The organism is Leptospira perolatii (assembly GCF_002811875.1).
Classification (GTDB): Bacteria; Spirochaetota; Leptospiria; order Leptospirales; family Leptospiraceae; genus Leptospira_B; species Leptospira_B perolatii.
This window is the reverse complement of the sequence record NZ_NPDZ01000001.1, coordinates 292,808-318,464: the sequence shown is the minus strand read 5'-3', so window position 1 is coordinate 318,464 and position 25,657 is coordinate 292,808. Positions and strand designations below refer to the sequence as shown.

The window sequence follows — 25,657 nt, the reverse complement described above, 5'->3', positions numbered from 1 at the left end:
TTTCTTTAAGCTCGGATATCCGCTTTTGAAGATTCCTTAAGTATCTTCGAAATTTCCGGACGACAGCTACCGCACCCGGTTCCAGCCCCGGTAGCCTTACCTAAATCCTCTATTGAACACAGGCCCTTGCCTATCTCCTCGCGGATATTGCCGTCACCGACTCCATTGCAAGAGCATACAAGTTTGCCCTTGATTGGTTTTGTGACGAGCCCTCCGCCTGATAGAAGACTTGCTCTTTTTTCTCCCAACTCGAGTCCCGATGAGATTAATTCTTTGAAAGTGCTGAATTCTGATTTATCTCCAATCAGAATCGCACCAACCAGTCTATCTCCCTTTATCACACATTTTTTATATTTTCTTAATTTACGATCTAATAATGTTACTTCTTCAAACTCACCTGTTTCATCGTCCTCCAAATCCATGACTGCGTCCGGCCTTCTTAAGGAAACCAGATCAAGTCCGGGAATCTTCAATAGATTGGTGTGCAGAGAACCTTCGTAGGCTTGATGCGCATATCCGAAGATATGATTCGCAGCAATTCGCGCCTGTTCTTCGGTAGCAGCTACTGTTCCGTAAAGTCCGCTTTCGTGTTCGGCGACCTCCCCGATCGCATAGATATCCGGGTCGCTTGTTTGCAACCAAGGGTTAACCAGAACTCCGGAATTGCACTGAAGTCCTGCTGAATTGGCCAAACCTATATTCGGAGTGGTTCCGGTCGCATATACAATTCCGTCTGGAATGATCTCAGAGCCGTCGGAGAGCTTCACGCTCATTACACGAGTCGTTCCTTTGATTTTTGAGATCTGACTATTAAATAGGATATTGATTCCTCGGTCCAATATCTCATCTTTTAAGATGGCGCTCGCGATCGGATCTAACTGTTTGGACATCAATCTGTCCGTTCTTACTAAAATCGTTACGAGTACGCCGTTGGATTTGAGAGCGGCCGCCAATTCTAATCCGAGTAAACCGCCTCCAACAATTAATGCATGCGAATCTGGAACAAAGAATCCTCTGATCTTTTCTGCGTCAGCCTTGCCTCTCAGACTGAATATTCCGTCCATTTCCGGGGGGATGGATTTCGGAATGGATGCTGAGCTTCCTGTAGCAAGGATAAGTTTATTATATGAATGTAATATTCCGTTCGAATCTTTTACTTTCTTCGCTTCGGGCAATAGCTCTTCGACAGCAGTTCCAGAAAAAACTTCCAAATTCCAAGAATCGATTTCCTCTTGATCGATAGCCAACAGGTCGCCGAATTGCTTTTCTCCACTGATGTAATCCGGCAAAAGAATTCGATTATAAAAAGGATTCTCTTCTTTACACAACAGAGATATCTCATCTTCCGGAGCAAGCTGACGATATGCTTTCAAAAAAGCTAATGTTCCGTTTCCTCCGCCGATAATCAGAACCTTTTCTTTCTGTTTCTTGAATAATTTAACCTCGACGGAAGATATTTTAAAGCCTGGCTGTTTTGAAAAAGGATCATATTCCTTACTCGTTAAATTATTTGCACGACTATCATCCCTTCCGTTTTTTCTTCCCCAATGCATCGGTAGAAAAACAGTGTTTTCCTTAATCTCCTCGGTTACCTTTGCTCTCACTCGAACTAGGCCTCGGGAATTCTTGACTTCGACGATGCTTCCTTCCTCTATTTCACGGACCTTTGCATTTTCAGGATGAATTTCGAGATAAGGTTCTCTTCTGTGCTCGCGCAACTTTCTTACTTTTCCAGTGCGAGTCATCGTGTGCCACTGATCTCTGATTCTTCCGGTAGTCAGCGTCAGAGGAAAATCAGGGGTAGGCTTTTCGGAAGGATCCTCGGGATTTACATCATGAATTTTTGCCAAACCACTTGGTCGAAAAAATTTACCGTCAGTGAAAAGCCGAGGAGTTCCTTCATGATCCTTGTCAGGAAAAGGCCATTGCACTGATCTTCTTTCTTTTAGAATCGAATAATCTAAACCTGTAATATCGATATTTGTTCCGGAAGTGATTCTGCAATATTCTAAGAACACTTCCTCTTCGTCCTTGTAATCAAAAGAGGGAGCATAGCCCATTTTATGCGCAAAATCGCGAATGATCATTGTATCTGCAACTGCTTCACCCGGAGGTTCTATAGCTTTCGGAAGATATGTGATCCTTCTATCGGAGTTCGTCATGGTTCCTTGCTTTTCGGCCCAGCCTGCCGCAGGCAGAACAAGATCCGCGAATGGAACTGCACCGGAATCTTTGGAAATATCTTGCACAACTACAAAATCAGCGCTCCTCAGGCCGCTTTCTACAGTCCGAGCATCTGGCAAGCTTACTGTCGGATTGGTACATACGATCCAAATCGCCTTCATCTTCCCGGAAGTAAGATTCTCAAACATCTCGGTGGCGCTATAACCCGGTTTTTCCTGGATGGAGTTTACACCCCAGAAAGTTGCGACCTCTTTTCTATGTTCTGGATTTTGTAAATTTCTATGCGCCGGCAATAAATTGCATAACCCGCCGACTTCTCGTCCGCCCATCGCATTTGGTTGTCCTGTAAGTGAAAAAGGACCGTTACCCGGCTTTCCGATTTTTCCGGTAATAAGGGAAAGATTTAACAAAGCTAAATTCTTATTCACTCCTACTACACTTTGATTCAGGCCCATTGCCCAAAGGCTCAAAAAGCCTTTGGAGGATCCGATTAGATTAGCAGCCTTGACTATCGATTCTGTTGGTACACCGCAGAGCCCTGCCGATGTTTGCAAATCTGTTTGAAAGACCTTCTCCTTTAGTTCGGAAAACCCCTCGGTGTGATTCTTTATAAAATCGTTATTTATTTGGTTCGTTTCTATTAAGATTCTTGCAATAGCATTGAATAAATAGATGTCTGTGCCGGGATTGATCTGCAGATGTAAATCAGCATCCTCGCAAGATTCAGTTCTACGAGGATCGACTACAATGATCTTCACATCATTCGGATTCTCTTTCTTTCGTGCTTCGATTCTTCTAAATAAAATCGGGTGACACCAAGCAGGGTTTGCTCCTGCAATCAGAAAACAATCTGCGAGTTCAATATCTTCATAACAAACTGGTACGCTGTCTTCTCCTAAGGCCATTTTGTATCCAACCACTGCGGAACTCATGCATAGCCTAGAGTTCGTATCTATATTGTTTGTTCCAAGAAATCCCTTCGTAAGTTTGTTAATAATATAGTATTCTTCGGTCAACAACTGGCCCGAAACATAAAACCCAACCGAATCCGGTCCATGCTCATTGATAATTTTACGAAATTCTAATGCGGCTCTGTTTAAAGCGGCTTCCCAAGTAACTTCCTTTAATTCCGAATTTCTATGCTCTCGCATCATAGGGTAGAGCAAACGGTCCGATCGATCCAAAAGCGCATAATGCAGATTCATTCCCTTGGAACAGAGCAAGCCCCGATTTGCCGGGTGATTCGGATCTCCCTCCACGGAAAGCTTTTGATCGTTATGTTTGTGTAATAGAACACCGCAGCCAACTCCGCAGTAGGAGCAAGTACTAGGATGTGTTTCTACAGACTTCACATTGAGCATTTAGCAAAATATATGCCAACTAGTTATAAACTTCAGTTTTTAGCTCAAAAAACTGGGACGAAGGGCTTTATTACTCGAAAACTTACAAATTTTATAAGGAATCACCAAATTTTTAGAAAGTGGGTTTCTCTTTTGGCTCGCTCCTAGCCAAACAATTAATAGTGTACATAGTGCCTAATTTCCGTACAATTCTCGTATTATTGCTAGATAGAACCCCTCGAATTTAGGAATACGATCAAATTTTGGTCATTCTTTTTTCTAGAATAAAATCATTTGGTCCCAGTATCTATAGAATCTTTTCGATTGCCTGCGAGTTTTCCCTTCTATTTTTTACTTTTTTTCAAAGTTTGGTACAAATCCTGCTTAAATATCATTCGAGACCTTGGTCTCCGAAGAGTTTTCACAAAAATAGAAGGAACTCCTCGAACTATAGAACAAAGAGATGTGTAGGAAGCTCTTATGCAAAAGAGAAAACTAATCGTTATCGGCAATGGAATGGTGGGACACCGTTTCGTTGAAAAGATCTTAGAATTTGGCGGCTCCGAAAAGTTCGAAATTACTGTTCTAGGCGAAGAACCTAGAAGGGCCTATGATCGTGTGCACCTTTCCGAATACTTTGCGACAAAGTCCGTAGACTTGTTATATCTCTGTCCACCTGACTGGTACAGAGCCAACGGAATCAAACTGCTTCTGTCCGAGCCCGCAGTTTCGATTGATACCAAATCTAGAATTCTAACTACTTCCCGTGGCACAGAGCTGGTTTTTGACGAACTCGTGTTCGCAACGGGGTCTTCTCCTTTTGTTCCTACATTTGAAGGTGTTGATAAACAGGGAGTGTTTGTTTATAGAACCATCGAAGATTTGGATAAGATCTTAGAATACGGCAAAGGAATACAAAAGGCTGCCGTGCTAGGAGGCGGCTTGCTAGGACTGGAAGCTGCCAAAGCTCTGGTTGATATGGGCAAAAAGACTCACGTGGTTGAATTCGCCTCTAGACTTATGCCGAGACAACTAGACGAAGCAGGTTCCTCGATCTTGAAAAGTAAAATCGAAGAACTTGGTGTAACGATACACCTTGACACGCAGACTGAAAAAGCATTAGGAGATTCTAAAATAGAAGGACTCCAATTTAAAGACGGCTCTAACCTCGAGATCGGAATGTTAGTGATTTCAGCCGGAATTCGCCCTAGAGATGAATTGGCCAGCAAAGCTGGTATCACAGTTGGAGAAAGAGGCGGGATTATCGTCGATGATGAACTTAAGACAAACGTGTATGGAATCTACGCGATAGGAGAAGTCGCACTTCACCGAAATTTCATTTATGGCTTAGTCGCACCTGGATATGAAATGGCGGAATCCTTGGCTTACAATCTTTGCAGTCCAAGTCAGACACCGAAAGTATATGCTGGATCCGATCTATCTACCAAACTCAAATTAATCGGAGTCGATGTTGCTTCCTTTGGGGATGCTTTAGGACAATCCAAACATATTCCAATCGTATTCACCAACCCAAGGACAGGAGTATATAAGAAACTCGTAATTTCCGAAGATGGAAAATTCCTGTTGGGCGGCATTTTAGTCGGAGACGCGGAGGCCTATGGAAATCTGTTGGCGCTCTACTTGAACAAAGTGGAACTACCAGAAGCTCCGGAAACCCTGATCGTAGGTTCGCCAAATTCTGAGTCTGCCTTTAGCGCTGACTCACTTCCGGACCAAGCAAAGATCTGTTCTTGCAACAACGTATCGAAAGGTGATATCTTGACCGCGATCCGTGAACAAGACTGCACTGATTTAGGCACTTTGAAAAGTTGCACAAAGGCAGGCACAGGTTGCGGCGGATGTTTACCACAGGTAAATAATCTTCTAAAAGCAGAGTTAAGATCGCAAGGTAAAGTTGTTACGGAACACCTTTGCGAGCACTTCGCTTATTCAAGACAAGAATTGTTTCAATTAATCAAAGTGAAAGGTCTTACTTCTTACAAAGAAGTTCTCGCTGTGCAGGGAAAAGGAAATGGCTGCGAAACTTGTAAGCCTGCTGTTGCATCGATCCTCGCAAGCCTTTACAACGAGCCTATCCAAAAGCACAGAGAAATCCAAGACACCAATGATAAATTTCTCGCGAATATCCAAAGAGGAGGAACCTACTCAGTAATTCCTAGAATTCCAGGTGGTGAAATTACTCCGGAGAAACTGATCGTCTTGGGAGAGATCGGAAAAAAATACGGACTTTACTGTAAGATCACTGGCGGACAACGAATCGACCTGCTCGGTGCTAGAGTCGATCAGCTACCGGACATTTGGCGAGATCTCGTAGAAAACGGATTCGAAAGCGGACACGCATATGGAAAAGCAATGCGAACCGTAAAGAGCTGTGTCGGTTCCACTTGGTGCAGATATGGAGTGCAGGATAGCACTGCGTTTGCGATCAAGATAGAAGAGAGATATAGAGGAATCCGAGCCCCTCACAAATTGAAGTCCGCTGTTTCCGGTTGCATTCGTGAATGTGCAGAAGCTAGAGGAAAAGACTTCGGGATCATTGCTACCGAAAAAGGTTGGAACCTTTATGTCGGAGGGAATGGCGGGGTAAATCCAAAGCACGCAATTCTGCTCGCAGAAGATTTAGATGATGAAACTTGCATTCGTTATATAGATCGCTTTCTCATGTTTTACATTAGAACCGCGGACAAGCTCACCAGAACTTCTGCGTGGCTTGAACAACTCGAAGGTGGAATCGATTATCTCAAGGATGTGATCATTAACGATCGTCTGGGAATCAACTCTCAACTCGAAGAGGAAATGAACAGATTGGTAGACACTTACGTCTGCGAATGGAAGGACGTGGTGGAAAATCCTGAGAAGCAAAAGAAATTTAAACATTTCATAAACAGCAACGATACGGATCCGACCATCAAGTTTGTAGAAGAGCGTGGTCAAAAACGCCCTGTTGATTGGCCCAAAACTGAGTTGGTAAATTCGTAAGGAGGAAAGAATGGAAACAGCTATTAAGAACAAAAATCTATTTTTGGTCGCACCGGTTTCCGATTTTCCGGAAGAAGGTGGAGTTTGCGCAAAAATCGGCGACCGCCAAATTGCGATTTATCGATTCGAATCTCGGAATGAGTGGTACGCTTGCGACAATGCTTGTCCTCATACGGGAGATATGGTTTTATCTAGGGGATTGTTAGGAGATTCGAATGGAACTCCTAAGGTTGCTTGCCCGATGCACAAAAAAGCATTCTCTTTAAAGACAGGAGAATGTCTATCAGGTGATTCTTATAGAATCAATACTTATCCGGTTGTGATTCAAAACGATTCCGTGTTTATCATGATCGACGATAGCATTCAATCGAAAGAAGGAGAATCCAAGCTTTCGTAGGTAACTCGAAAGTAGGATCGATTGGGTGATCACCGTTGAGAAGTTTTGAGAGAAAAGTCTACCTCGTAGGAGCAGGCCCGGGTGATCCGGACTTGCTAACCGTTAAGGCGGTGAAAGTACTCCGAAAAGCCCAAGTTGTGCTGTACGACGATCTGGTTTCGGCCAAAGTGCTTCGACTGTGCAGAAAGAGCGCAGAATTAATCTACGTTGGTAAGCGAATTGGTCAGCATAGTTGCGCGCAACAGGAGATTAACGAAAAAATCGCCGAGGCCGCATCCCAGTATGATATCGTAGTCCGATTAAAAGGAGGAGATCCTGCAATTTTTGCAAGAGTGGGAGAAGAGTTTGCTTACCTACTTTCTCTTGGAATCGATTGCGAGATCGTCGCAGGAGTTACTACGGCTTCTGGGGCGGCTGCTTCCCTTGGGATACCTCTCACACATAGGGATTATGCGCGAGAAATCGTATTTCTATCCGGACATAAAAAAGACGGCAAAAATTCGGAAGGATTTAGGGATTTAGTTTGTGCAGGAAAAACATTGATCGTTTATATGGGATTGAATTCGTTAGAAACGATAACTAAGGAACTGCTGAACTCCCAAAATCCAGAAGATACCCCGATCGCAATCATAGAGAATGCAACTTTAGAATCGGAGAGAATATTAACTGGAAACTTGGGAAATATACTGGAACTCGCATCTAAAAACGAAGTTCGGTCTCCCGCTTTACTAGTGATAGGCGGTATCGTTCGCTTCTATATCGAAATGGAAGCACTGAGAAAGGAGGCACGCCAGCAGGCCTTTTCTATTTGAAGGATTAGGTTAAAATGAACGATATTACCGGAAAAAGAGTCAGCCTTCGCTCTGCAGAGGCAGAAGGCTTTGTGTTTTGCAAACCGGAAACCCTACAAAGAATCATCAATAAAGATCTTCCTAAAGGAGACTTATTTGGAGTAGCCAAAGCCGCTGCACTGCTCGCCTCCAAAAAGACTTCGGACCTGATTCCACATTGCCATCCAGTTAGTATAGATTCTTTCGATATACAATTCGAAACTTTTCAAGAAAAAGCAACTTGCGGAGTAAAAATTACCGCTAGTGCAAAATCAATAGGAAGAACGGGAATCGAAATGGAGGTTCTAACCGGACTTTCCGTAGCTTCCCTCGTAATTTACGATTTACTAAAGCCAATAGATAAAGATTTAGTAATATCTTCTATCCACTTGACTGAGAAGAAAGGCGGCAAAAGCGATTTACAAATCACTAAATTTGCAGAGGGCTCCAAAGCGGCTATTTTAGTGTGTTCCGATTCTACTTTCGAAGGAAAAAGAGAAGATGGATCGGGCAAAGCAATATCGGAATTGTTAAAAAGCCATTCAGTCGAAGTAATAGATCTGAAAATTGTCCCGGATGAACCGACCGAAATCAAAAAAGTAATTTCTGAATGGGTAAATGAAAAAGTTGATCTGATTGTTTCGAGCGGTGGAACTGGACTCGGACCAAGAGATAATACTACAGATACGATCAGGCCCATGCTGGACCAGGAAATTCCGGGAATTGCAGAGGCTATGAGATCTTTCGGCCAAGATCGTACTCCTTTTTCCATGCTCTCTCGCTCCCTAGGAGGAAGAATCGGCAAAACAATCATAGTTTGCGTTCCCGGAAGCACAAACGGAGCTAGGGAAAGCCTGCAAGCAATTTTGCCCGGGATTTTTCATGCAAAAAAAATGATGAGAGGAAGCGGACATTGATTTCGATTTCGGATGCACTTAAACGAATATTATTAAAAGTGAATAAACCTGAAACGATCCTGATCTCTTTGGACCAAGCAACCGGATTTTCGCTTGCCGAAACTGTAAAGGCTGATCGAGACTATCCGCCTTTTCATCGTTCTACGATGGATGGTTTCGCCCTGAAAAGTAAAGATTACGAAACCGGGAAAGTCTTTACTTACCAAACTGAAGTATCTGCGGGAATGAAAATCAAACTGAGAAAAGGCGAGAGAATCGTAAAGATTATGACCGGTGCTCCCGTCCCAGATGGTTTGGATACAGTGATCAAGTTTGAGGATTCCAAGGATGTTTCCCAAGAAGGGAATCTAAAGATGGTTCGATTCGTCCCTACCAAAATTAAGTCGGGTCAGAATATTGCAAAACAAGGAGAAGACCTTCGAAAAGGACAGACGGTAATTTCATCCGGAACTATAATCAATGCATCCGTAATCTCACTCCTTGCTTCTTTGGGGAAGGATAAGGTCCGAGTATTTTCTCCTCCTAAAGTTTCCATCGTTTCCACCGGAAACGAGGTGGTTTCAATCGAGGCAAAACCGAAACCTTTTCAAATTCGTGATTCTAATTCACATGGTCTCACTTCTTTTTTAAAGAAATTCGGAATCACTCCATTGTCTGTGAACTTAGTTCCGGATGAAGAACCAAAAATACAGGAAGCCTTAAAACAGGGACTAACGTCGGAAATTCTTTTGATTACCGGTGGAGTTTCCATGGGCAGTTTGGATCTGATCCCTTCGGTATTAAGTAAACTCGGTGTCCAAGAAATTTTCCATAAAGTAGAATTGAAACCGGGAAAACCCATTTGGTTTGGCAGAACAAAAAGTTGCGTAGTATTTGCACTGCCTGGAAATCCATTTAGCGTACAGGTTTGTGCCAGGCTTTTTGTAGAACCGTATATTCGAAAATTCTTAAGTCTTCCGGAATCGTCTACACTCAATCTTCCGATCTTGCAATCGCGGAGCAAAGGCAATAAGCTTCCCGAATACTTTCCGGCGTTACTGGAAAACAACTTAGTTACAGGTGTGCTGCCCAAAAAATTCAACGGGAGTGGAGACATTACTGCGGGCTTGCTTTCGGACGGGATCGCTTTACATCCGGCCGATAAGCCCGAAATCAAGGAAGGGGAGGTTTTGGAGTTTTTGTTTTGGTGAATTTTTTTCACCTACTTTCATCCTGAGACCTTGATTCATCTGATCCGATTCAATACAGATTGACCAAGATTTGCATTTGGTTGAAATAAGGAATTTCCCAGGAGAGAAAGATGTCCAAAAAAAAGAGAATCACGGTTGCAAAGGGAGATGGAATCGGACCGGAAATCATGGATGCAACATTACGGATTTTGGATGCTGCCGGCGCATCTTTCGAACCCGTATTTGTAGAAATCGGAGAACAGGTCTATCTAAAAGGACACAGTGCCGGAATCGAACCTTCTGCCTGGGATGTGCTTCGCGATACTAAAGTTTTTTTGAAAGCACCGATTACTACTCCCCAGGGCGGAGGATTCAAAAGTTTGAACGTAACTGTTCGAACCACCCTCGGCTTGTTCGCGAACGTTCGCCCATGCGTATCACTTTATCCTTATGTAGATACAAAACACTCAAAACTGGATTTAGTCATCGTAAGAGAGAACGAAGAAGACTTATATACCGGAATCGAACACAAACAAACTGCTGATACGGTTCAATGCTTAAAACTAGTATCTAGACCGGGCTCAGAAAAAATCATTCGATATGCTTTCGAATACGCTAAAGCATACGGAAGAAAAAAAGTAACCGCAATGGTGAAAGACAATATTATGAAACAGACCGATGGCTTGTTTCACGAGGTCTTTAAGTCGATTGCGAAAGAGTACCCCGAAATTGAATCTACCAGCGAAATTATAGATATAGGTGCTGCGCATCTTGCAGAAAGACCTCAGGTGTACGATGTAGTCGTAACTTTGAATTTGTACGGGGATATCATATCGGATATCGTAGCTCAGATCGCAGGGTCCGTGGGAATGGCCGGGTCCGCAAACATCGGAGAAATCGTATCGATGTTCGAAGCAATCCATGGTTCGGCTCCGGATATCGCGGGCAAGAATATTGCGAACCCTTCTGGATTATTAAACGCAGCAATTATGCTCTTGGTCCATATCGGTCAGCCTGATATCGCCGCAAAAATTCAAAATGCCTGGCTCTTAACAATAGAAGAAGGTCTGCATACCGCCGATATTTTCAAAGCCGGAGTAAGCCGGATCAAACTTGGAACAAAAGAATTTGCAGATGCAATCATTGGGAACCTGGGACATCTTCCGGAAAAGTTCAAACCTATCTCCTTCGGAAAAGCAAAAGAAATTCATATTCCAGAATATAAGAGATCTGTAATGAAAAAAGATCTCGTCGGAACCGATGTATTCTTGGATTGGAGTCCGGGAAGTCCTGAAGAATTAGGGAAAAAATTGTCCACACTCTCAGGCGACTTAAAGTTACGAATGATCACAAACAGGGGAGTAAAAGTTTATCCACAGGGTCAACCGGAAACTTTTTTGACCGACCACTGGCGCTGCAGATTCGTAAGCCAAAATACTCCGGACACCGAAATGGGAGACGGATTTACTCCAATTCAACCTAATCAGATCGCAAATCTATTGTTAAGAATCGCGGAGGCAGGCCTCGATTGCATCCAGATTGAGAATTTGTATAACTTTGACGGAAAGAGGTCCTTTTCCTTAGGCCAAGGCGAATAATATCAAGCGACCGAGAAAATTCCGCGAAAGGCATCGACTGACAAGGGTTTCACGAGATATCCCTTAACGAAAGGGATCTCCTTCGCCTTACGAATATCTGCCTCGTCTACGGAAGAACTGACCATATAGATGATCGGCTGTTTGCTCAATTCTCCGGCAAACCTAGAATATTCATCTAGAAACTGCCAGCCGTCCATATAAGGCATGTTTATATCTAAAAAGATAACATCCGGAATTAGATTCAAATCAGCGATAACTGACTTTAAATATGTAATTGCACCTTCTCCGTCCCCAAAAACGCGAAGATTGCCTGCTACTCCAGCCTTTTCCATAGTTCGACGAGTCAGTGCTACGAAGATGGAATCGTCGTCGACCAATAAAAGTTCGTAGAACTTACTCGACGAATTCATTTTCTTTCGTTAGGTGAATTAGAAATTTAGTACCAATGCCAGGTTGGCTTTCGACGTAGATTTCCCCGCCCATTGATTCAATTTGATTTTTCGTCATAAACAATCCAATTCCCTTTCCGTCTATATCTCGATGAAATGTTTTATTTAATTTAAAAATTTGATTACCGTATTTGTCCAAATCAATCCCAAGCCCATTGTCGGCAGCTTCGAGAACGAATGCATTATTCTTCCAATACGTAGAATACTTTAAGATGGGTGATTTAGAAGGATCCCGATACTTTAAAGAATTGGAGAATAGATTCAGTAGAATGCTTTCCAAATAAACTCTAGAATATCTAATTTCAGGAGCCTCCTTAAAATCTACGATCACCTCGGCATTATACTCCAAAATTTGGGCCTGGAACATTGCCCTTACTTTTGAAAACGCTTCTTCTACTATTATTTTTTCCTTCGCAACTTTTCGTGTTTGGCGTATTTTGATCACTTCTACCAGGTCATTCAAAGTGATCAAAAGCTGGTCCGCAGTCTGCTTTAGATATCCTAAATACTCTAATTTTTCCTCTTCATCGACGGCATCTTCTAGAAACTTTACAAGAGTGGAAATATTTCCAATAGGAGATCTCATATTATGAGAAACAATCTGATTGAATTCCTCCAATTGTTCGATTCTCTCCTGCAAATGCACGCTGATCGATTTTAACCTGGAATTCTTTTCCCTTAATATGTTTTCTAGATTTCTCCTTCTAGTAATGTCCTGCATCTGAGAAACAAAGAACATAGGCTGCCCTGAATTCTTTCTGACCAAAACCACAGTCAGCAGGGCCCAGATAATCGCACCGTTTTTGTGGACGTATCTTTGCACGGTCTGGTAAGATTCCTTTTCTCCGCGAACTAACTTCTCCATGTTCGCAGTTATCTCAGCTAAATCCTCAGGAAATGTGATTTCTAGAATATTCCGTTTTAATAATTCATCTTTGGAATAGCCTAGGAGCTCTGCCAAAGAATAGTTCACTTCTATGGTAGCCCCTTCGGGGTTCGTCAAAGCCATTCCGATCCCAGAACTGTGAAACGCTTGGAAAAACTTCCGCTCGCTCAAACGGATTTCTTCCTCTACCGACTTTGATAAAGTGATATCTTGAATCGCTCCGTAGACTGTGGCCACTCTGCCTTCGACCGTAGTTGTAGGTCTACCTTGGGTTCGAACCCAACGAATCTTGCCACTTTCAGTCTTGATCCTATGCTCGATGGAGAAAGATCTGCCTTCTTCTTTCGCTAGAATAAAACACCGACGGACCAAAGCGCGATCTTGCAGTATGGTGTACTGCAGCGCAATGTTTGCGTTTACGCCAAGTAATTCATTTCTTTCGTGAATTCTAAAAACTTCGGAAGACCAGAACACTGAGTTCTCTGTCGGATACCATTCCCATGCGCCCACGTGCGCGAGCTCACTCATCAAGGAAGAGAATTTGCGCTCTTGTTGCAGCCTTCGGGTCAACTCGATCCTAGAAGAAATGTCCCTTGAAGTACTATGCAAATTTTTTACTGTTCCGTCTTCCTCCAGAATCAGTTGCATAAGGGTTTGGAACCAGACATATGTCCCATCTTTTCTTCTAAACCTGTATTCCATAGGTACAGGTTGGTTTCTTAATAATACTGGTATTTGAGAAACTTCTAATATTCTTTCTCTATCATCGGGATGGATAAAGTCGTAAAAGTCGCGCCCGATCAGTTCATCTTCCAAATACCCAGTCAAGAAGTTGAGCGCGGGATTTAGATAAATATAAACTCCGTTTGGTTCGTGTAAGCATATCAACTCTTTGCTTGTTTCTACAAGAGTACGATACAACTCTACGTCTGTTTGTATTTCTGAGAGTTTTCTATCTCCCATAACTAGAACCTTCCGGATACTTACTGATAGCCGATTAAAAGAAAGAACTTAATCGAATTCTTGCTGAAAAAATATGTAAGAGCAGCAAAGAACATCACTACAAGGGAAATCATACCCTATTCTAGTGAATCGAGGATCGTTTCCTTCCTAATAAATAAATCGAAGTACTTAGAGAATTAGGGGACAGAAAAGAGAAAGCAGTTTGAAGTCTAATTGTCCCCGTCATCACCGATGGATTCTACCGGACAAATATCCTTAGCTCTCCTTGCGGCAATCTCTTCTTCGGGGGTTTGAGGCTGTCTATGAAAATAAACTTTGGACTCGTCGTCGGTGTATCTCAAGAGCATGGGCGCTTCTTCAATACAATCATTACAAGGAACACAAGTATTATCTATGTAAAACTTGCCCGGAGCGTTCTGCGGGACCTTGTCGTTCTTATCAGCCATGTGGACAAATGATTCTCGCAGAAAGGGTAAGTCAATCCTGATTTGAAGAATCGAAATAGAAGGAGCTCCAGAGCAAACGAATCTCCTTGACCCTCCGGCCAGCTTAGAAAACATCGTATTCAAACTGGAGAGGTGTCCGAGCGGTTTATGGTACTTGCTTGGAAAGCAAGCGTAGGGTAACACCTACCGGGGGTTCGAATCCCCCCCTCTCCGGACCCCCCGCGATCCGATCATTAAGGAACTGAAATGGGCGGTCTGGAACTTTTCACTACAATTCTTCGCTTCGTCGGCGCATCGCAACTTTTTGTGCTCGCCGTCTATTTCCTCCGGATGGGTTGGCCTGGCCGATGCGCAGCGTTTTTCAATTTTACACTTTGCTGTTACCTAATCATTCCACCCTTCTTATCGACTGAAGCGTGGTTCTATTTACAATTTCCAATCCTGTTCGGCGCTTTCGGTGTGGCCGTCTCTTTTTGGATTTTCGCCTTATCCATTTTTGATGATTCTTTTTCCGTGACTGTGCAGCATGTTGTCTCATTACTTCTAGTCGAGGCGCTAAGTTTTTTTCTTTATTTGATAAAGGATATCGCGCTCCCGGAATTTATTCTACCGATTCGACGGCTCTTCCCTCAACTGATCAACCTCGGATTTATCGTATTCACGCTGATTCACGTACATCGTGGCGCAGCCGGGGATCTTATAGAAGAAAGAAGAAAATTTAGGCGGTTATTCGTCATCGTCTCTGGGATCTATATTCTTCTCGTCCTCGCGGTCGAGATCGGGTTGAAAGGGCTTCAAGCACCAGCGATTCTAAATACGGCAAATGTCGTATCGGTAGTTGCGCTGGTATTCTATTTCAGCTTTCGCATTCTCACCCCCAGACCAAGAACATTCCTGGACCAGCCATCAGCACCGGCGACAGACGCAGAGAGGTCGCTCAGCCAAAAGATCCACGCCCTGATGGAAACAGAAAAAGTCTTTACGCGCGACGATCTTAGTCCGCGTTCACTCGCTTCCCTCTTGGACGAACAAGAGTATAAGGTGCGCCGCGCGATCAATGGAGCGATGGGCTATCGGAACTTCTTTGATTTTTTGAATCACTACAGAATCGAAGAAGCTTGTCTCATCCTATCTGACGCCTCGAAACGAACGGTTCCGATTGTACGTATTGCGATGGACTGTGGGTATGCCTCACTCGCCCCGTTTAATCGAGCCTTCAAAGAACTAAAGGAAACGTCTCCGACCGACTTTCGCAAAAAGGCACTGCGTTAAACGCAGTCTTACGCTGCAAAAAGCCCTGCGAGCAACTTATAAAATCATGGCTTCGGCATTGCTGGATGCCCCATCCGAGTCCAACGAGCAGTTAATTTGATAAAATCGCTCCGAAAATCCTTATCACTTCTAGAAGTGAGGAGCCTATTCCAGCGGCGCGCAGAATCGCCGGTGCGCTCGAGCTATACTCTCCCGCATAAGGAGTAAGTAAATGTTCTGTTTAGATTGGTTACATACAAGTCTCTCGGTTTATCCGAGGATCTTTCTTAGCGATTGGCTGCGGTATCTCATCCCCGCGACCATTGCCTTTACTTTTTTCTACATCCTAGCCCGCGACAGGCTTCGTCATCGTAAGATCCAAGCGGTCAAGCAGGAAGCCAAGCAATATCGCCGCGAGTTCTTCTATTCTATGCTTTCGGCTGCGGTTTTTGCACTCGTTGGGCTCGGAATGTTCTGGATGATCAAGCTGGGTCTATCGCAAGTCTACAACGAAATCAGTGCGAATGGAATCCCATATTTCGCATTGAGCATCGCCATTGCACTAGTCATCCACGACACTTATTTTTATTGGACGCACCGCTTATTGCATACGCGATTTTTCTTTCGCTATGTGCATCGGATACATCACCAGTCCACTGCTCCTTCTCCTTGGGCCGCCTACGCGTTTCACCCGATTGAGGCACTCATCCAAGGGCTCATTGGTCCGATTCTCATTTCCATCCTTCCAATTCATCCTGCGGCGCTTGGAATATTTCTCGCGATTCAAATTGTGAGAAACGTCCTCGGTCACAGCGGGTACGAGATATTCCCGCGTTCCTTTGCCAATTCGGGATTTCTTCGCCTCTTTCAATCGAATACTGAGCACGACCTTCACCATAGATTCACGAAAGGCAACTACGCTCTCTATTTCACCTGGTGGGACAGACTGCTATCCACCGATCGCGCCGACTTTCTCGAAACATTTCGAAAGACAACACGAAGTAAAGGAGAGGCGATATGACGACGAACGATACAATGAATGAATTCAATTCCATAAACCAACCATCGAATGTAGTGCGTGAGGGAGAGATGACCGGCGCCAGTGAAAAACCGGTTTGGATTCGAGTACTGTTTTTTCCGCTCGTTATGCTCACATCTCTGGCGATTTTTTGGGCTTCGCTTCAGTACGATGTTCCGATCGGACTTGCTGCCCTCGGGGCAACGATTGTCAATATCATAGCCGTTGCGATCACCGAGCTCGTCATCCCGCTCAGACCTGGGCATAGTGCCATTCATGATTGGCAAACGTTTAACAACATTGTACACGGCCTGACTGCAAGCGAGGTCGGTGGACGTGCTGCGCGGGCATTAATCGACGTGGGACTCGTTTCACTTTACGGCAGTCTGACTGCGGGAGAGGTACCTTTCGTCGAAGGACTTAACATTCAGTTCTGGCCAAAGAGCGCGCCTTTTTGGTTTCAATTCGCCTTAGGCTTCCTCGTTATAGAATTTCTTTTCTATTGGCAGCATAGGATGTTTCATTCTGCCCGTTTCTTTTGGAGATTCCACGCGCTGCATCACAACGCAGACAAGATGCACGTGATGTCCAGTGCGCGTCTTCACTTCTTCGAGATTTTCGTGAGACACGCCCTCATCTTCGGACCGATCGTTTTGCTTGGAGCGCCACAAGAAATCATCTTCTTCTATTTGGCCTTCAACAATTCTCTCGGAAATGTTGTTCACTCGAACGTCGACGTGCTCGTTCCCCGCTGGTTACATGGGCTCATGGTGACGCCGGGAGTGCATCATTTGCATCACTCGCGCAAGCGAGAGCAAAGCGACAGCAATTTTGGAGCGAGTATCACTTTCTTCGATAGAATTTTCGGAACATTTAAGCATCCGGAAGAGGAATCGATCGCTGCTTTCGGAATTGAAGATGATCCCTTTGGGAGAAGCATCCCATCTCAGCTTCTTGTCCCGCTCAATCCTTGGAAACGATATCCATGAACTTACGTGCATCGATTGTGGGTCGTGCTATGTCGGCCCGCATCGCCGTGATGCTACTAATAATGCTTGGAGGAAATTGTCTCATGTTCATAAAAAAAATTCCGGTGAAAGGTGAGTTACACGGATACAGAATAGAAACGACGGTCGATGACCCGACCGCGAAGTTTTACTTGGAAGAGTATTTAGTCGGAAAGGGTGAGGAATCACTTTACGCCGCAAGCATTCAGAAACTGGAAAGCATTCACAACGGCAATGTACCGAATCGAGATGAACTTAAGAACATTTCCCAGGAGTACTCGGTCGATTTTGCGACACTATTTTTTGCGAACCGATTATTGATGCAAGATGGCAATAGGATATTGCAAGAGGAATTCCTCCGGAATCTGGACAAGGTCCGCTGGGGGGAATCAATCCCGATGAAAACCGACGTACTCATCATGCTTGTTCCTGGCTACGATTACGCTAAGAACGGTCATGTGACAGGAGCAGATTTCGCGAAGCCCAGAAAGCTTCTGGAAGATGCCGGTTACAATGTGGAGTTCATTGACATCGACCCATTGGGCGGAGTAGAAGAGAACGCGGAATATATCGCAGAAAAAATTCGAAGAGTACACGGAAAGCGAATCGCGATCGCCGGTGCAAGTTCAGGTGGCCCTGCAATTCATCTGGCGCTGGGAAAATTGCTTAGTGTGAACGAGACGACGCAGGTGAAGGCATGGCTCAACCTCGGTGGGATATTACAGGGTTCTCCTTTGCTCGATAAATTCTCGAGTGGTTTAAAGGGGTTATTGTTTTCGACAATTCTGTGGCTCAAGGGTTGGGAAAGATCAAAATTTGAGACGATGCGTGCGAGCACGAGCCGTCGACGATTTACGACGCTGAAGTTACCTGGACACATTGCGGTCTATAACTACTTAGGGCTTTCGCTTTCCGGAAATGTATCACGGTTTGGTCGAGACAAGTACAAAATGATGAGATCTGACGGGCCGAATGACGGGTTAACATTGTTGCCAGATATAGTCGCACCGAACAGTCTCTCCATACTTTCGCCGAATACCGATCATTTCTTCGCAGAGGACCCAGAGATTGAACAGAAAACATTGGCCCTCCTGCTCACGATTGTTAAAAGGATGTAATGGCAACTAATTAGGTGGACAAAACTATGGAACCCTTTGGTAAAATGTTTATTTGGATCGGAATAATTTTCCTGGTTCTCGGATTGTTCTTCGTATTCGGTTCTAAGATTCCGTTTTTATCTTCTCTCGGAAATCTTCCGGGAGATATTAAGATCGAAAAAGAAAACTTTCGGTTTTACTTTCCACTCGGAACTTCCATCTTGATCAGCATATTGTTGTCTCTGGCAATTTACCTGTGGAATCGTTTTATTCATTAGCTATTGTATGACCCTGAAAAGATATCCAGCATTCAGTCAAAAATTCGATTTTCAAGATGGAGAAAATGATCTTTATCTAAAACTGAAAAGCTTAAAGGAATCGGGAGATCTGATTTATGATCTGACAGTTTCTAATCCAACACAATCGAAGCTTACCTACCCTGCAGAAGCGATCCAACATTCCTTATCCCAATCTGAATCGCTAGTATATGAGCCAGATCCAAAAGGACTTTTGCTCGCGAGAGATTCCATTGCAAGGTACTATGAAGAAAAAGGAATTTCAGTCTCTACCGAGGATCTGTTTTTGGTGTCCTCTTCCTCGGAAGCAATTTCTTATCTTCTGAAATTGTTCTGTGATCCTGATGACGAGGTCTTAATTCCAAATCCAGGTTATCCTCTATTTGAATTTTTATCTATAATGGAGAACGTCGTCGCTCAATCCTATTCCTTAGATGAAAAGAGAGATTGGAAAATCAACTTTCCGTCCTTAGAATCCAAAATTTCCAAACGTACTAAATTGATTTTTGTAGTATCTCCCAACAATCCTACTGGAAGCATATTAGAAGATGATGAATTTCTAAGATTGAAAGAGATCGCACTCTCAAATGGAATCGCGATCGTAATCGACGAAGTATTCAGCGACTACACGCAAAAGGGAGCTGTTCATCGGACTTACTTGGACTCGGACGCACCGATTTTTGTGATCAATGGAATTTCTAAATTGCTCGCACTCCCGCAGCTCAAGTTATCCTGGATTCTGCTCTCTGGAACTGAAGACTGGAAAAAAGAAGTAAAGGAAAATCTAGAACTGGTCTCGGATACTTTTCTATCTGTAAATACTCCCGTTCAAGTTGCACTTTCGGAACTAATGCACTGGAGAAAAATGATCCAGGGACAGGTGCAAAGAAGGATCGACAGAAATATACAAACCGCGATCGACTCTCTTGGTAGTTCCCACTTAATTTCAGTTCTGATTCCGAAGGCAGGATGGTACTTGATTTTGCAAGTTTCTAAATATGTCTCGGACGAACATTTCTGTCAGGAATTATTAACAGAACAAAAGGTTTTGGTGCACCCCGGAAGCATGTTCGGATTCGATCCCAAAAATTGCAAAATCATCCTTTGCCTATTGCCCGAGCCCGAAATCTTTAAGGAAGGAATCTTGCGATTAGATTCATTTCTAAGGTCCAAGTCATAAGCTCTCCTTCCCTAGAATCGACTTGCTTTTCCTCCAAAAATTCAGAAATTTTTTGGCGAATCCTGTCACGCTGGACCTCCCACAAGTTGTCATAAGGAGAAACTAACAACTAGGACAGCAGTATGCATCCAAACGAAACGATTCTCAGAAACTTATATAAAGATTTTTCTTCTCGAAATGCGAGCGGAATGGCCTCCGCTTATTCTAAAGAAACCCATTTTTCCGATCCGGTTTTTCCCAACTTGATAAATGCGGAAGTTACTTCCATGTGGGCAATGCTGATGGAAAGAATGAATCCTGAAGCACAAATCGAACTAAAAGAAATTAAAGCTGAGGAAAAAAAAGGAAGTGCGGTGTGGGAAGCTACCTATCAATTCTCAAAGACAGGACGCACTGTGAAAAACCGAATTCGATCTGAGTTCGAGTTTCAGAACGGAAAAATTGTGAACCAAAAAGATCGATTCCCCCTTTGGAAATGGACTCGCATGGCATTAGGACTCCCCGGTGTATTGCTCGGATGGACTCCGATGATCCAGGGAAAGGTCAGATCGGAAGCAGCTAAAAACCTGCAACACTATATGAAGAAAAAAGGAATTTCTAAATAGCCAAATGGGTGAAGCGGTTCAGGACGAATTTACGGAACCGATCCGGCATGCTCTTCAAAACCGTCCCGGTGCACTTGAGAAATTGCTTCGGGACGTTCAAGATTATATCTTTAATCTTTCGTTACGCATGCTTTGGGATCCGACCGATGCCGAGGACGCTACCCAGGAAATTTTACTGAAAGTGGCAAACAATTTGGGTGGATTTCGTTTCGAAAGCAAATTTACAACTTGGGTTTATTCAGTCGCCTCGAACCATCTTTTGACCGCGCGCAAACCTAAAGCGTCCTCAAGAGTAATTTCGTTGTCAAAGTTTAGAGAGGAAGTAATTCATTCAGGAAATGTAAAACGATTCGAAGAAGAAATTGAAGACAAACTTCTGGAAGAAGAAATCCGCTTAGGTTGTGTTCACGCGGTTCTGCTTCGGCTTACGAATTCGGACAGACTAGTATTCGTTCTATCTACAGTTTTTGGAATGGGAGGAGAAGAAGGCGCCCAAGTGCTCGAAATTTCTCCCGAAAACTTTCGACAAAAACTTTCTAGAGCCAAAAAGAAGCTCTCTTCATTTTTATCCGAGAATTGCGGAATGTGGGCCGGGGAAAAAGCATGTCCTTGTCTGGGAATTCCAAAACATATTCTAAAAGAAAACCAGGAAAACGGAAAATTTTTTGCAGAGTTGAGAAAGTTAAAAAAGCAAAATCCTTATTTAGAAGAACCTTCGCTCGCGACCGAATTAAAGCAGATAGATAAACTGGCCCAAATTTATCGATCCCAAGCATACTACTCTACTCCCGGAAAGATACTAAGTTCATTAAAAAATCTTAAAGTAATCGGATCCTAGTAGGAAAACGAATAGCAGAAACGATTTTTTTTCTAAATCCAATCTTTAGGCTCGCTTAATCCCAGGCGGACCACATCTCTTAAGAAACCCCGGTACCTGGTTAATGTCTCGTGCTTGTTCGATTGAGCCGGACGAAAGATTCCTTTTTTGGAAAAAATCTTCATCGGCTCTTCCTTTACGTCGGACCATGTCCCCACTTCCAAAGTGATCGGCAGAAGTTTAGAGCTCCAATTTTTTTCGGAAGAATGTACTTCGCGATAGTGATCATAAATACGGTCCCAAAGATCTCCGTGAGTCGTATAGCTTTCGCTCTGAGGGCCATACGCAAAATGAATGTGACCGCATTGATTTTTGAGATAAGAAGCGATCTTCAAATAAAGATCAGTGTCAGGGCAAGGATACTTAGTATAAGCATACGGCCACCATACGTTATCAACAGTGCCAAAACCTGAATGTACGTCTAAGATCGGAATCACTGCATTCTTCGCATGAAAAAAACGATCGAACACTGTGCGAAACACAGTCCTAGACTCCGGCTCCAATCCGTGGCCTCGATAGTAAGGAAGCTTGCTCGAAAAATTATGCCCGCCGAAAAAAGGAAGAGCTTTTACCGCCTCTACTCCGGAGTTCCTCATTAGATCGACCCCACCAGGGTTTGCCCTCGACTTCAGCGCCACTCCACCTGGATTAACCATGGGAAGTACCACTAATCCAAGTTTCGATTTTTTGAATTCAGTCATGTACCCGGTAGACTTCGGGTGCAAAATATAATCTAGGAAATCCAGCAAGATCTGAATCCCGATTGTTTCTAATCCGTGAACTCCCGCAGTAATTCCCACAGGATTCTTTTTGAGACCTTCTTCCGTTCCAATTTCCAGACTATAAATCGGAAATCTAAAGCCTTCTTTCGTTCTCCGGGAAAAGCCTACTTGCTTGAGTTTGGTGATTTTTTCACCTAATTTCGCAATTCTTAATAATCGTTTTTCATAACGATTTAGTTTTTTCAATCCTCTTAACACGGCAAAAGCCTCCCGATTCAAATCGGATTTTTCTTCTTCCCCGGTTTAAGTCCAAATGACTTAATAAAAATAATCTTTATATTAAAATTTCTGAATTTTTCCGGTTTGCACTTCGTGTAACCAACCGCAATCCGAGCTGATTCCGTTTACCCCATTCACTACTTGTTCGCAGGGGGCGGAAACTACAGAAATGAAACAAGCTTTAGTTTTTCCAATCACTACCGAAGAGTTTTGTGCGGCTAATTTATATGCATTTGTTCCTTTAAAGTTTTGGACACAATTGGAGGAATTGAGCTTCATTTCCACCAAAGCTTTTTCGTCCTTAGAAAGTTTTTCCAAACCTGGCTTAGCACATTCTTGCAGTTTCGTGCAATAAGCTGCTACTAAACTCAGCCCATCTTCACCCCAAATTGCGTCCAATGTAGGATTCGATTTAGGCTTGGTCTTGCAATTGTAGAGAATCGATACAAGAATTAACATTACAAAGAATGCTGTTTCTCTATTAAATTCCAAAGCTTTCATTTTCGGGGAGCCTTTCTTTAAATTCATGATTCTTAATTTAATTTTCCGTACTACGCTTGCGAATGATAATTTCTATTCTTTCTTGGGATGCCTTAATTTCAGGGCTTTCGCTTTGGGACTTTTCAACTTTTTGAAATTGATTGAATGCTTGGACCGAAATTCGATCCTTAGGAATGCCATATTTTTCGGCAAGCACTTCGGCTACCAAAGTCGCACGATATGAATTGTATTCCCAGACATTTCTAAATCCTTTGCCTGCCTCCTGGTCTGCGTACGGAATTTGAACGCGAACTACCACGTCCACATCCATTCCTTGCACTACTTCTGCAAGCTTCTGAAACGCAAAATCCGTGTCTTCATCAGGCTGAAATTTTCCTTCACCTAAAGAAGAACTGAAAACTTGGATACGAACTTCCTCTGCTTCGCTCAGGCCGATAAACAGTTTTGTTTTCTCTTTTAGTTTTTTGAGCGCGTAAGATATCCTTTCCCAAAATCGATACAACTGGGTCCTAGGTTGCAGCAAAGGATCCTCTTCTAAAGAAATATTAGAACCGGTAAAGAAAGATTCTCCTAGTCCGAATCCTCCACGAATCAGATCAGCGACTTGTTTCAGCTTTGTCTGGTCTACTTGAGAAATTGAATACATGATAATGAACAAACCCAGCAGAAGAGTAATCATATCTGAATAAGTGAGCAACCAACGATCTTTGTTCTCGTCGATTTCATCTCGAACTCTTCTTTCTGGATATCTTCGCCTTCTGACCATTTAATTTTGCCGATGATTCAAATTCTTTTCAGTATCAAAATGTAAGAAACTTTTAATATAGGCTTCTTCTCTTTTTTCTACCTGCTCTATGAAAGATTCAAAAATCTCCGGCGATACTGGTAGGACTGCATTGTAAGCAGATTCAACTGATTCGAAAAGCAATGAAACTCCAAGCAACCCAGCCATAAATCTAGCAGGACGAATTAGATAGGCAGCGATAGGCCGATGAGCTAATTCGAAAAACACTCTTAAATTTCTTAGTACGATCTCTAACTGTTTTTCTCTTTTTTCTCGATGGCCAAACTCGCGATATAGTTCGTCGTATTCTTCCCTAGATAATCTTTTTCCCTCCCAACCTTTTTTGAGAAGCAGTTGGGCCATTTGCCCGTCTAACTCATCCGTAAGATTGTTCAGATCTATTAATGCTTCCAGATTTGTTCGAGTAGTCTCTTTCATCATGCCCTTGACTCTTTGATAAGTGTCCATAGCCAAGTGCATCCAGACTTCTTTTCCCTCTAGATTGTAGATCGTCTCAAAAAAGTATTCTACCATCGGAATTGTCTCTTCCAAATGAAAGTAATCAGAATAAAACTTTCGAAATCGTTCTACTTGCGCTCTAACGATTTCGATTTTTGCCTTATTCAGCTTTTGTTCTTCGAAACTTTTCAATGAATCTTCCGCAATCAATAACAGAACCTATTTGGCTTTTCCTTTCTTTTCAAGAACTATCGTATAACTCCGAAAGTCCTGTTGGTCCACTTCTGTATGAACAGAACTACTCGGAGTAGGTAAATTTACAGTTTCTCTGTATGATTTTGATGTGGAACGGAACAGCAATGTGGGAATTCCATCTTGATCCGGAGTCAGCATAAACCGAACTCCGTATTTGTGGTTTCTTCCCCAACCTTCCTTTGTAATCTCAATCAACGGAATCTTGGAAGAGATATAGACCCCTTTGGAAGAGAATACTTTTGATCCTGGTGGATAGAACCTTACTCCTTCTTTATTCGTATCGGTTTCCACCTTTTGAGAATTTGGAAAAGACAAGCTCAAATAAGCAGTCCCTGCATAGCTTCCGCGGTTCTTGAACCAGATCACAACTTCTCCGGGTTGTCCCTTTTTCCAGGTTTCCGGTACATCGATACTTAACAATCCAGGTGAAGCGACACCAGGAATATCAGGTACAAGTTCCCATCCGTTAAAGTTAAAATTCTGCGCATAAGTGCGGCTCGAAGGAAAGATCGTGATGTTCTTTTCCTCTTTATTATAGTTGAAATCGCCTCGCTTTGACTTTGCTAAATATTCGTGGTCCTTTAAAATAGAAAGGCCATCCAAGATTTTCACTCCTTTCCGAATTACGAAAGGTACGGAAAACAAACCGAGCGGAGGCTCCTCGCTAAGCACTTCCAGGAAGAGCGAATTAAACTCGTCGCCCGGCAGCTCCTCCATCAAGATTCTCTTTACGATATAACCGGCTTCTTTTTGCGGCTTACTATCATCGGCTTGCCAACTGGAGGTTTTTGGGTTGTACGCCAGCGGTCCAATATTCAATAAACTGAATGTATTTTTACTTACGAGTTTCCAATCTCCGTTCTTTTCCTTTTTTAGAACAGAAAGTATTTCCTCTGTTCCGTTTCGTACTAGAGCAAAGCACTCAAGGTCAGGATCCTCATCCAGATTTCCCACTTTTTTCAATATTACATCGGGATTCTTTTCCTGAGTAGAATCTATAACCAGCGAAATGATGTTAGAATCAGAAGGAGTCTTTGTATTGCATCCAAAGAGAAACGGTAAAAGTAAAAGGATTGAACGCCATCGAAAGAGTTCGTTCAGAAGAGTTGAGAATTTCATGCGGTTTCTCGAGCAGTTTCTTTTATCA

At 43.2% G+C, this 25,657-nt stretch carries 23 protein-coding genes and 1 tRNA gene; 15 read left to right on the top strand and 9 right to left on the bottom strand.

All coding sequences use genetic code 11. The annotated features are described in order from the left end of the window. Positions 1-5 precede the first annotated feature (5 nt). Positions 6-3,545, bottom strand: a complete 3,540-nt coding sequence (locus CH373_RS01450) for a nitrate reductase (protein WP_100712148.1) — start codon at positions 3,543-3,545, stop codon at positions 6-8. 459 nt (positions 3,546-4,004) lie between these two features. Between CH373_RS01450 and nirB the strand changes: the two genes are divergently transcribed. From nirB to CH373_RS01420, 6 genes are all read left to right on the top strand, one after another. Next, entirely contained in the window at positions 4,005-6,524 is a 2,520-nt protein-coding gene (gene nirB / locus CH373_RS01445; protein ID WP_100712147.1) for a nitrite reductase large subunit NirB, read from the top strand. A gap of 10 nt (positions 6,525-6,534) precedes the next feature. After that, positions 6,535-6,921 (top strand): nitrite reductase small subunit NirD, encoded by a 387-nt coding sequence (gene nirD / locus CH373_RS01440; protein ID WP_100712146.1) that lies wholly within the window; start codon positions 6,535-6,537, stop codon positions 6,919-6,921. 35 nt (positions 6,922-6,956) lie between these two features. Further along, a complete protein-coding gene (cobA, locus tag CH373_RS01435) occupies positions 6,957-7,733 on the top strand; it encodes a uroporphyrinogen-III C-methyltransferase (RefSeq protein ID WP_100712145.1) in 777 nt (258 codons plus the stop codon). A 14-nt stretch (positions 7,734-7,747) separates the two neighbouring features. Beyond that, positions 7,748-8,668: a bifunctional molybdenum cofactor biosynthesis protein MoaC/MoaB gene (moaCB, locus tag CH373_RS01430; protein ID WP_100712144.1), complete on the top strand. Its 921-nt coding sequence runs from the start codon at positions 7,748-7,750 to the stop codon at positions 8,666-8,668. Next, on the top strand, positions 8,665-9,858 hold the full coding sequence (locus tag CH373_RS01425; protein ID WP_100712143.1) for a molybdopterin molybdotransferase MoeA: 1,194 nt from the start codon (positions 8,665-8,667) through the stop codon (positions 9,856-9,858). Before moaCB ends, CH373_RS01425 begins: the two co-directional genes overlap by 4 nt. 110 nt (positions 9,859-9,968) lie before the next feature. Next, entirely contained in the window at positions 9,969-11,435 is a 1,467-nt protein-coding gene (locus CH373_RS01420) for an NADP-dependent isocitrate dehydrogenase (RefSeq protein ID WP_100712142.1), read from the top strand. A 2-nt stretch (positions 11,436-11,437) separates the two neighbouring features. Here the strand turns inward: CH373_RS01420 and CH373_RS01415 are convergent, their stop codons facing one another. The 3 genes from CH373_RS01415 to CH373_RS01405 form a co-directional block, all read right to left on the bottom strand. Beyond that, on the bottom strand, positions 11,438-11,845 hold the full coding sequence (locus CH373_RS01415; protein ID WP_100712141.1) for a response regulator: 408 nt from the start codon (positions 11,843-11,845) through the stop codon (positions 11,438-11,440). Further along, positions 11,829-13,733, bottom strand: coding sequence for a sensor histidine kinase (locus CH373_RS01410; RefSeq protein WP_100712140.1), 1,905 nt, complete (start codon positions 13,731-13,733; stop codon positions 11,829-11,831). The genes CH373_RS01415 and CH373_RS01410 overlap by 17 nt, the downstream gene beginning before the upstream one ends. Positions 13,734-13,942: 209 nt before the next feature. Further along, positions 13,943-14,179: a ferredoxin gene (locus CH373_RS01405; RefSeq protein ID WP_100712139.1), complete on the bottom strand. Its 237-nt coding sequence runs from the start codon at positions 14,177-14,179 to the stop codon at positions 13,943-13,945. A gap of 126 nt (positions 14,180-14,305) precedes the next feature. Here CH373_RS01405 and CH373_RS01400 point away from each other — a divergent pair. The 9 genes from CH373_RS01400 to CH373_RS01360 all read left to right on the top strand — a co-directional run bounded on the left by CH373_RS01400 (position 14,306) and on the right by CH373_RS01360 (position 21,471). After that, a tRNA-Ser gene (locus CH373_RS01400) sits at positions 14,306-14,392 on the top strand. 33 nt (positions 14,393-14,425) lie between these two features. Next, positions 14,426-15,451, top strand: a complete 1,026-nt coding sequence (locus CH373_RS01395; RefSeq protein ID WP_100712138.1) for an AraC family transcriptional regulator — start codon at positions 14,426-14,428, stop codon at positions 15,449-15,451. Positions 15,452-15,662: 211 nt separating this feature from the next. Continuing rightward, positions 15,663-16,451: a sterol desaturase family protein gene (locus CH373_RS01390; RefSeq protein ID WP_100712137.1), complete on the top strand. Its 789-nt coding sequence runs from the start codon at positions 15,663-15,665 to the stop codon at positions 16,449-16,451. Beyond that, complete coding sequence (locus CH373_RS01385; protein WP_100712136.1) at positions 16,448-17,437, top strand: sterol desaturase family protein; 990 nt, start codon at positions 16,448-16,450, stop codon at positions 17,435-17,437. Before CH373_RS01390 ends, CH373_RS01385 begins: the two co-directional genes overlap by 4 nt. A gap of 83 nt (positions 17,438-17,520) precedes the next feature. After that, positions 17,521-18,573, top strand: a complete 1,053-nt coding sequence (locus CH373_RS01380) for a hypothetical protein (protein ID WP_100712135.1) — start codon at positions 17,521-17,523, stop codon at positions 18,571-18,573. Between the two features lie 26 nt (positions 18,574-18,599). Beyond that, on the top strand, positions 18,600-18,830 hold the full coding sequence (locus tag CH373_RS01375; RefSeq protein ID WP_100712134.1) for a DUF2905 domain-containing protein: 231 nt from the start codon (positions 18,600-18,602) through the stop codon (positions 18,828-18,830). A gap of 7 nt (positions 18,831-18,837) precedes the next feature. Next, a complete protein-coding gene (locus tag CH373_RS01370) occupies positions 18,838-20,028 on the top strand; it encodes a pyridoxal phosphate-dependent aminotransferase (RefSeq protein ID WP_100712133.1) in 1,191 nt (396 codons plus the stop codon). Positions 20,029-20,150: 122 nt separating this feature from the next. Further along, positions 20,151-20,633 (top strand): nuclear transport factor 2 family protein, encoded by a 483-nt coding sequence (locus CH373_RS01365; protein WP_100712132.1) that lies wholly within the window; start codon positions 20,151-20,153, stop codon positions 20,631-20,633. Between the two features lie 4 nt (positions 20,634-20,637). Next, the gene (locus tag CH373_RS01360) at positions 20,638-21,471 is read left to right on the top strand and encodes an RNA polymerase sigma factor (protein WP_100712131.1); all 834 of its coding nucleotides are present in this window, start codon (positions 20,638-20,640) and stop codon (positions 21,469-21,471) included. 32 nt (positions 21,472-21,503) lie between these two features. Here the strand turns inward: CH373_RS01360 and CH373_RS01355 are convergent, their stop codons facing one another. The 5 genes from CH373_RS01355 to CH373_RS01335 form a co-directional block, all read right to left on the bottom strand. Then, the gene (locus tag CH373_RS01355; RefSeq protein WP_100712556.1) at positions 21,504-22,490 is read right to left on the bottom strand and encodes a M14 family zinc carboxypeptidase; all 987 of its coding nucleotides are present in this window, start codon (positions 22,488-22,490) and stop codon (positions 21,504-21,506) included. A gap of 81 nt (positions 22,491-22,571) precedes the next feature. Beyond that, positions 22,572-23,039, bottom strand: coding sequence for an LA_2478/LA_2722/LA_4182 family protein (locus CH373_RS01350; RefSeq protein WP_100712130.1), 468 nt, complete (start codon positions 23,037-23,039; stop codon positions 22,572-22,574). 10 nt (positions 23,040-23,049) lie between these two features. Then, complete coding sequence (locus CH373_RS01345) at positions 23,050-23,778, bottom strand: OmpA/MotB family protein (protein ID WP_100712129.1); 729 nt, start codon at positions 23,776-23,778, stop codon at positions 23,050-23,052. Further along, positions 23,779-24,447 (bottom strand): FFLEELY motif protein, encoded by a 669-nt coding sequence (locus CH373_RS01340; protein WP_100712555.1) that lies wholly within the window; start codon positions 24,445-24,447, stop codon positions 23,779-23,781. Between the two features lie 27 nt (positions 24,448-24,474). Continuing rightward, complete coding sequence (locus CH373_RS01335; protein ID WP_243393205.1) at positions 24,475-25,629, bottom strand: hypothetical protein; 1,155 nt, start codon at positions 25,627-25,629, stop codon at positions 24,475-24,477. Positions 25,630-25,657: the final 28 nt, after the last annotated feature.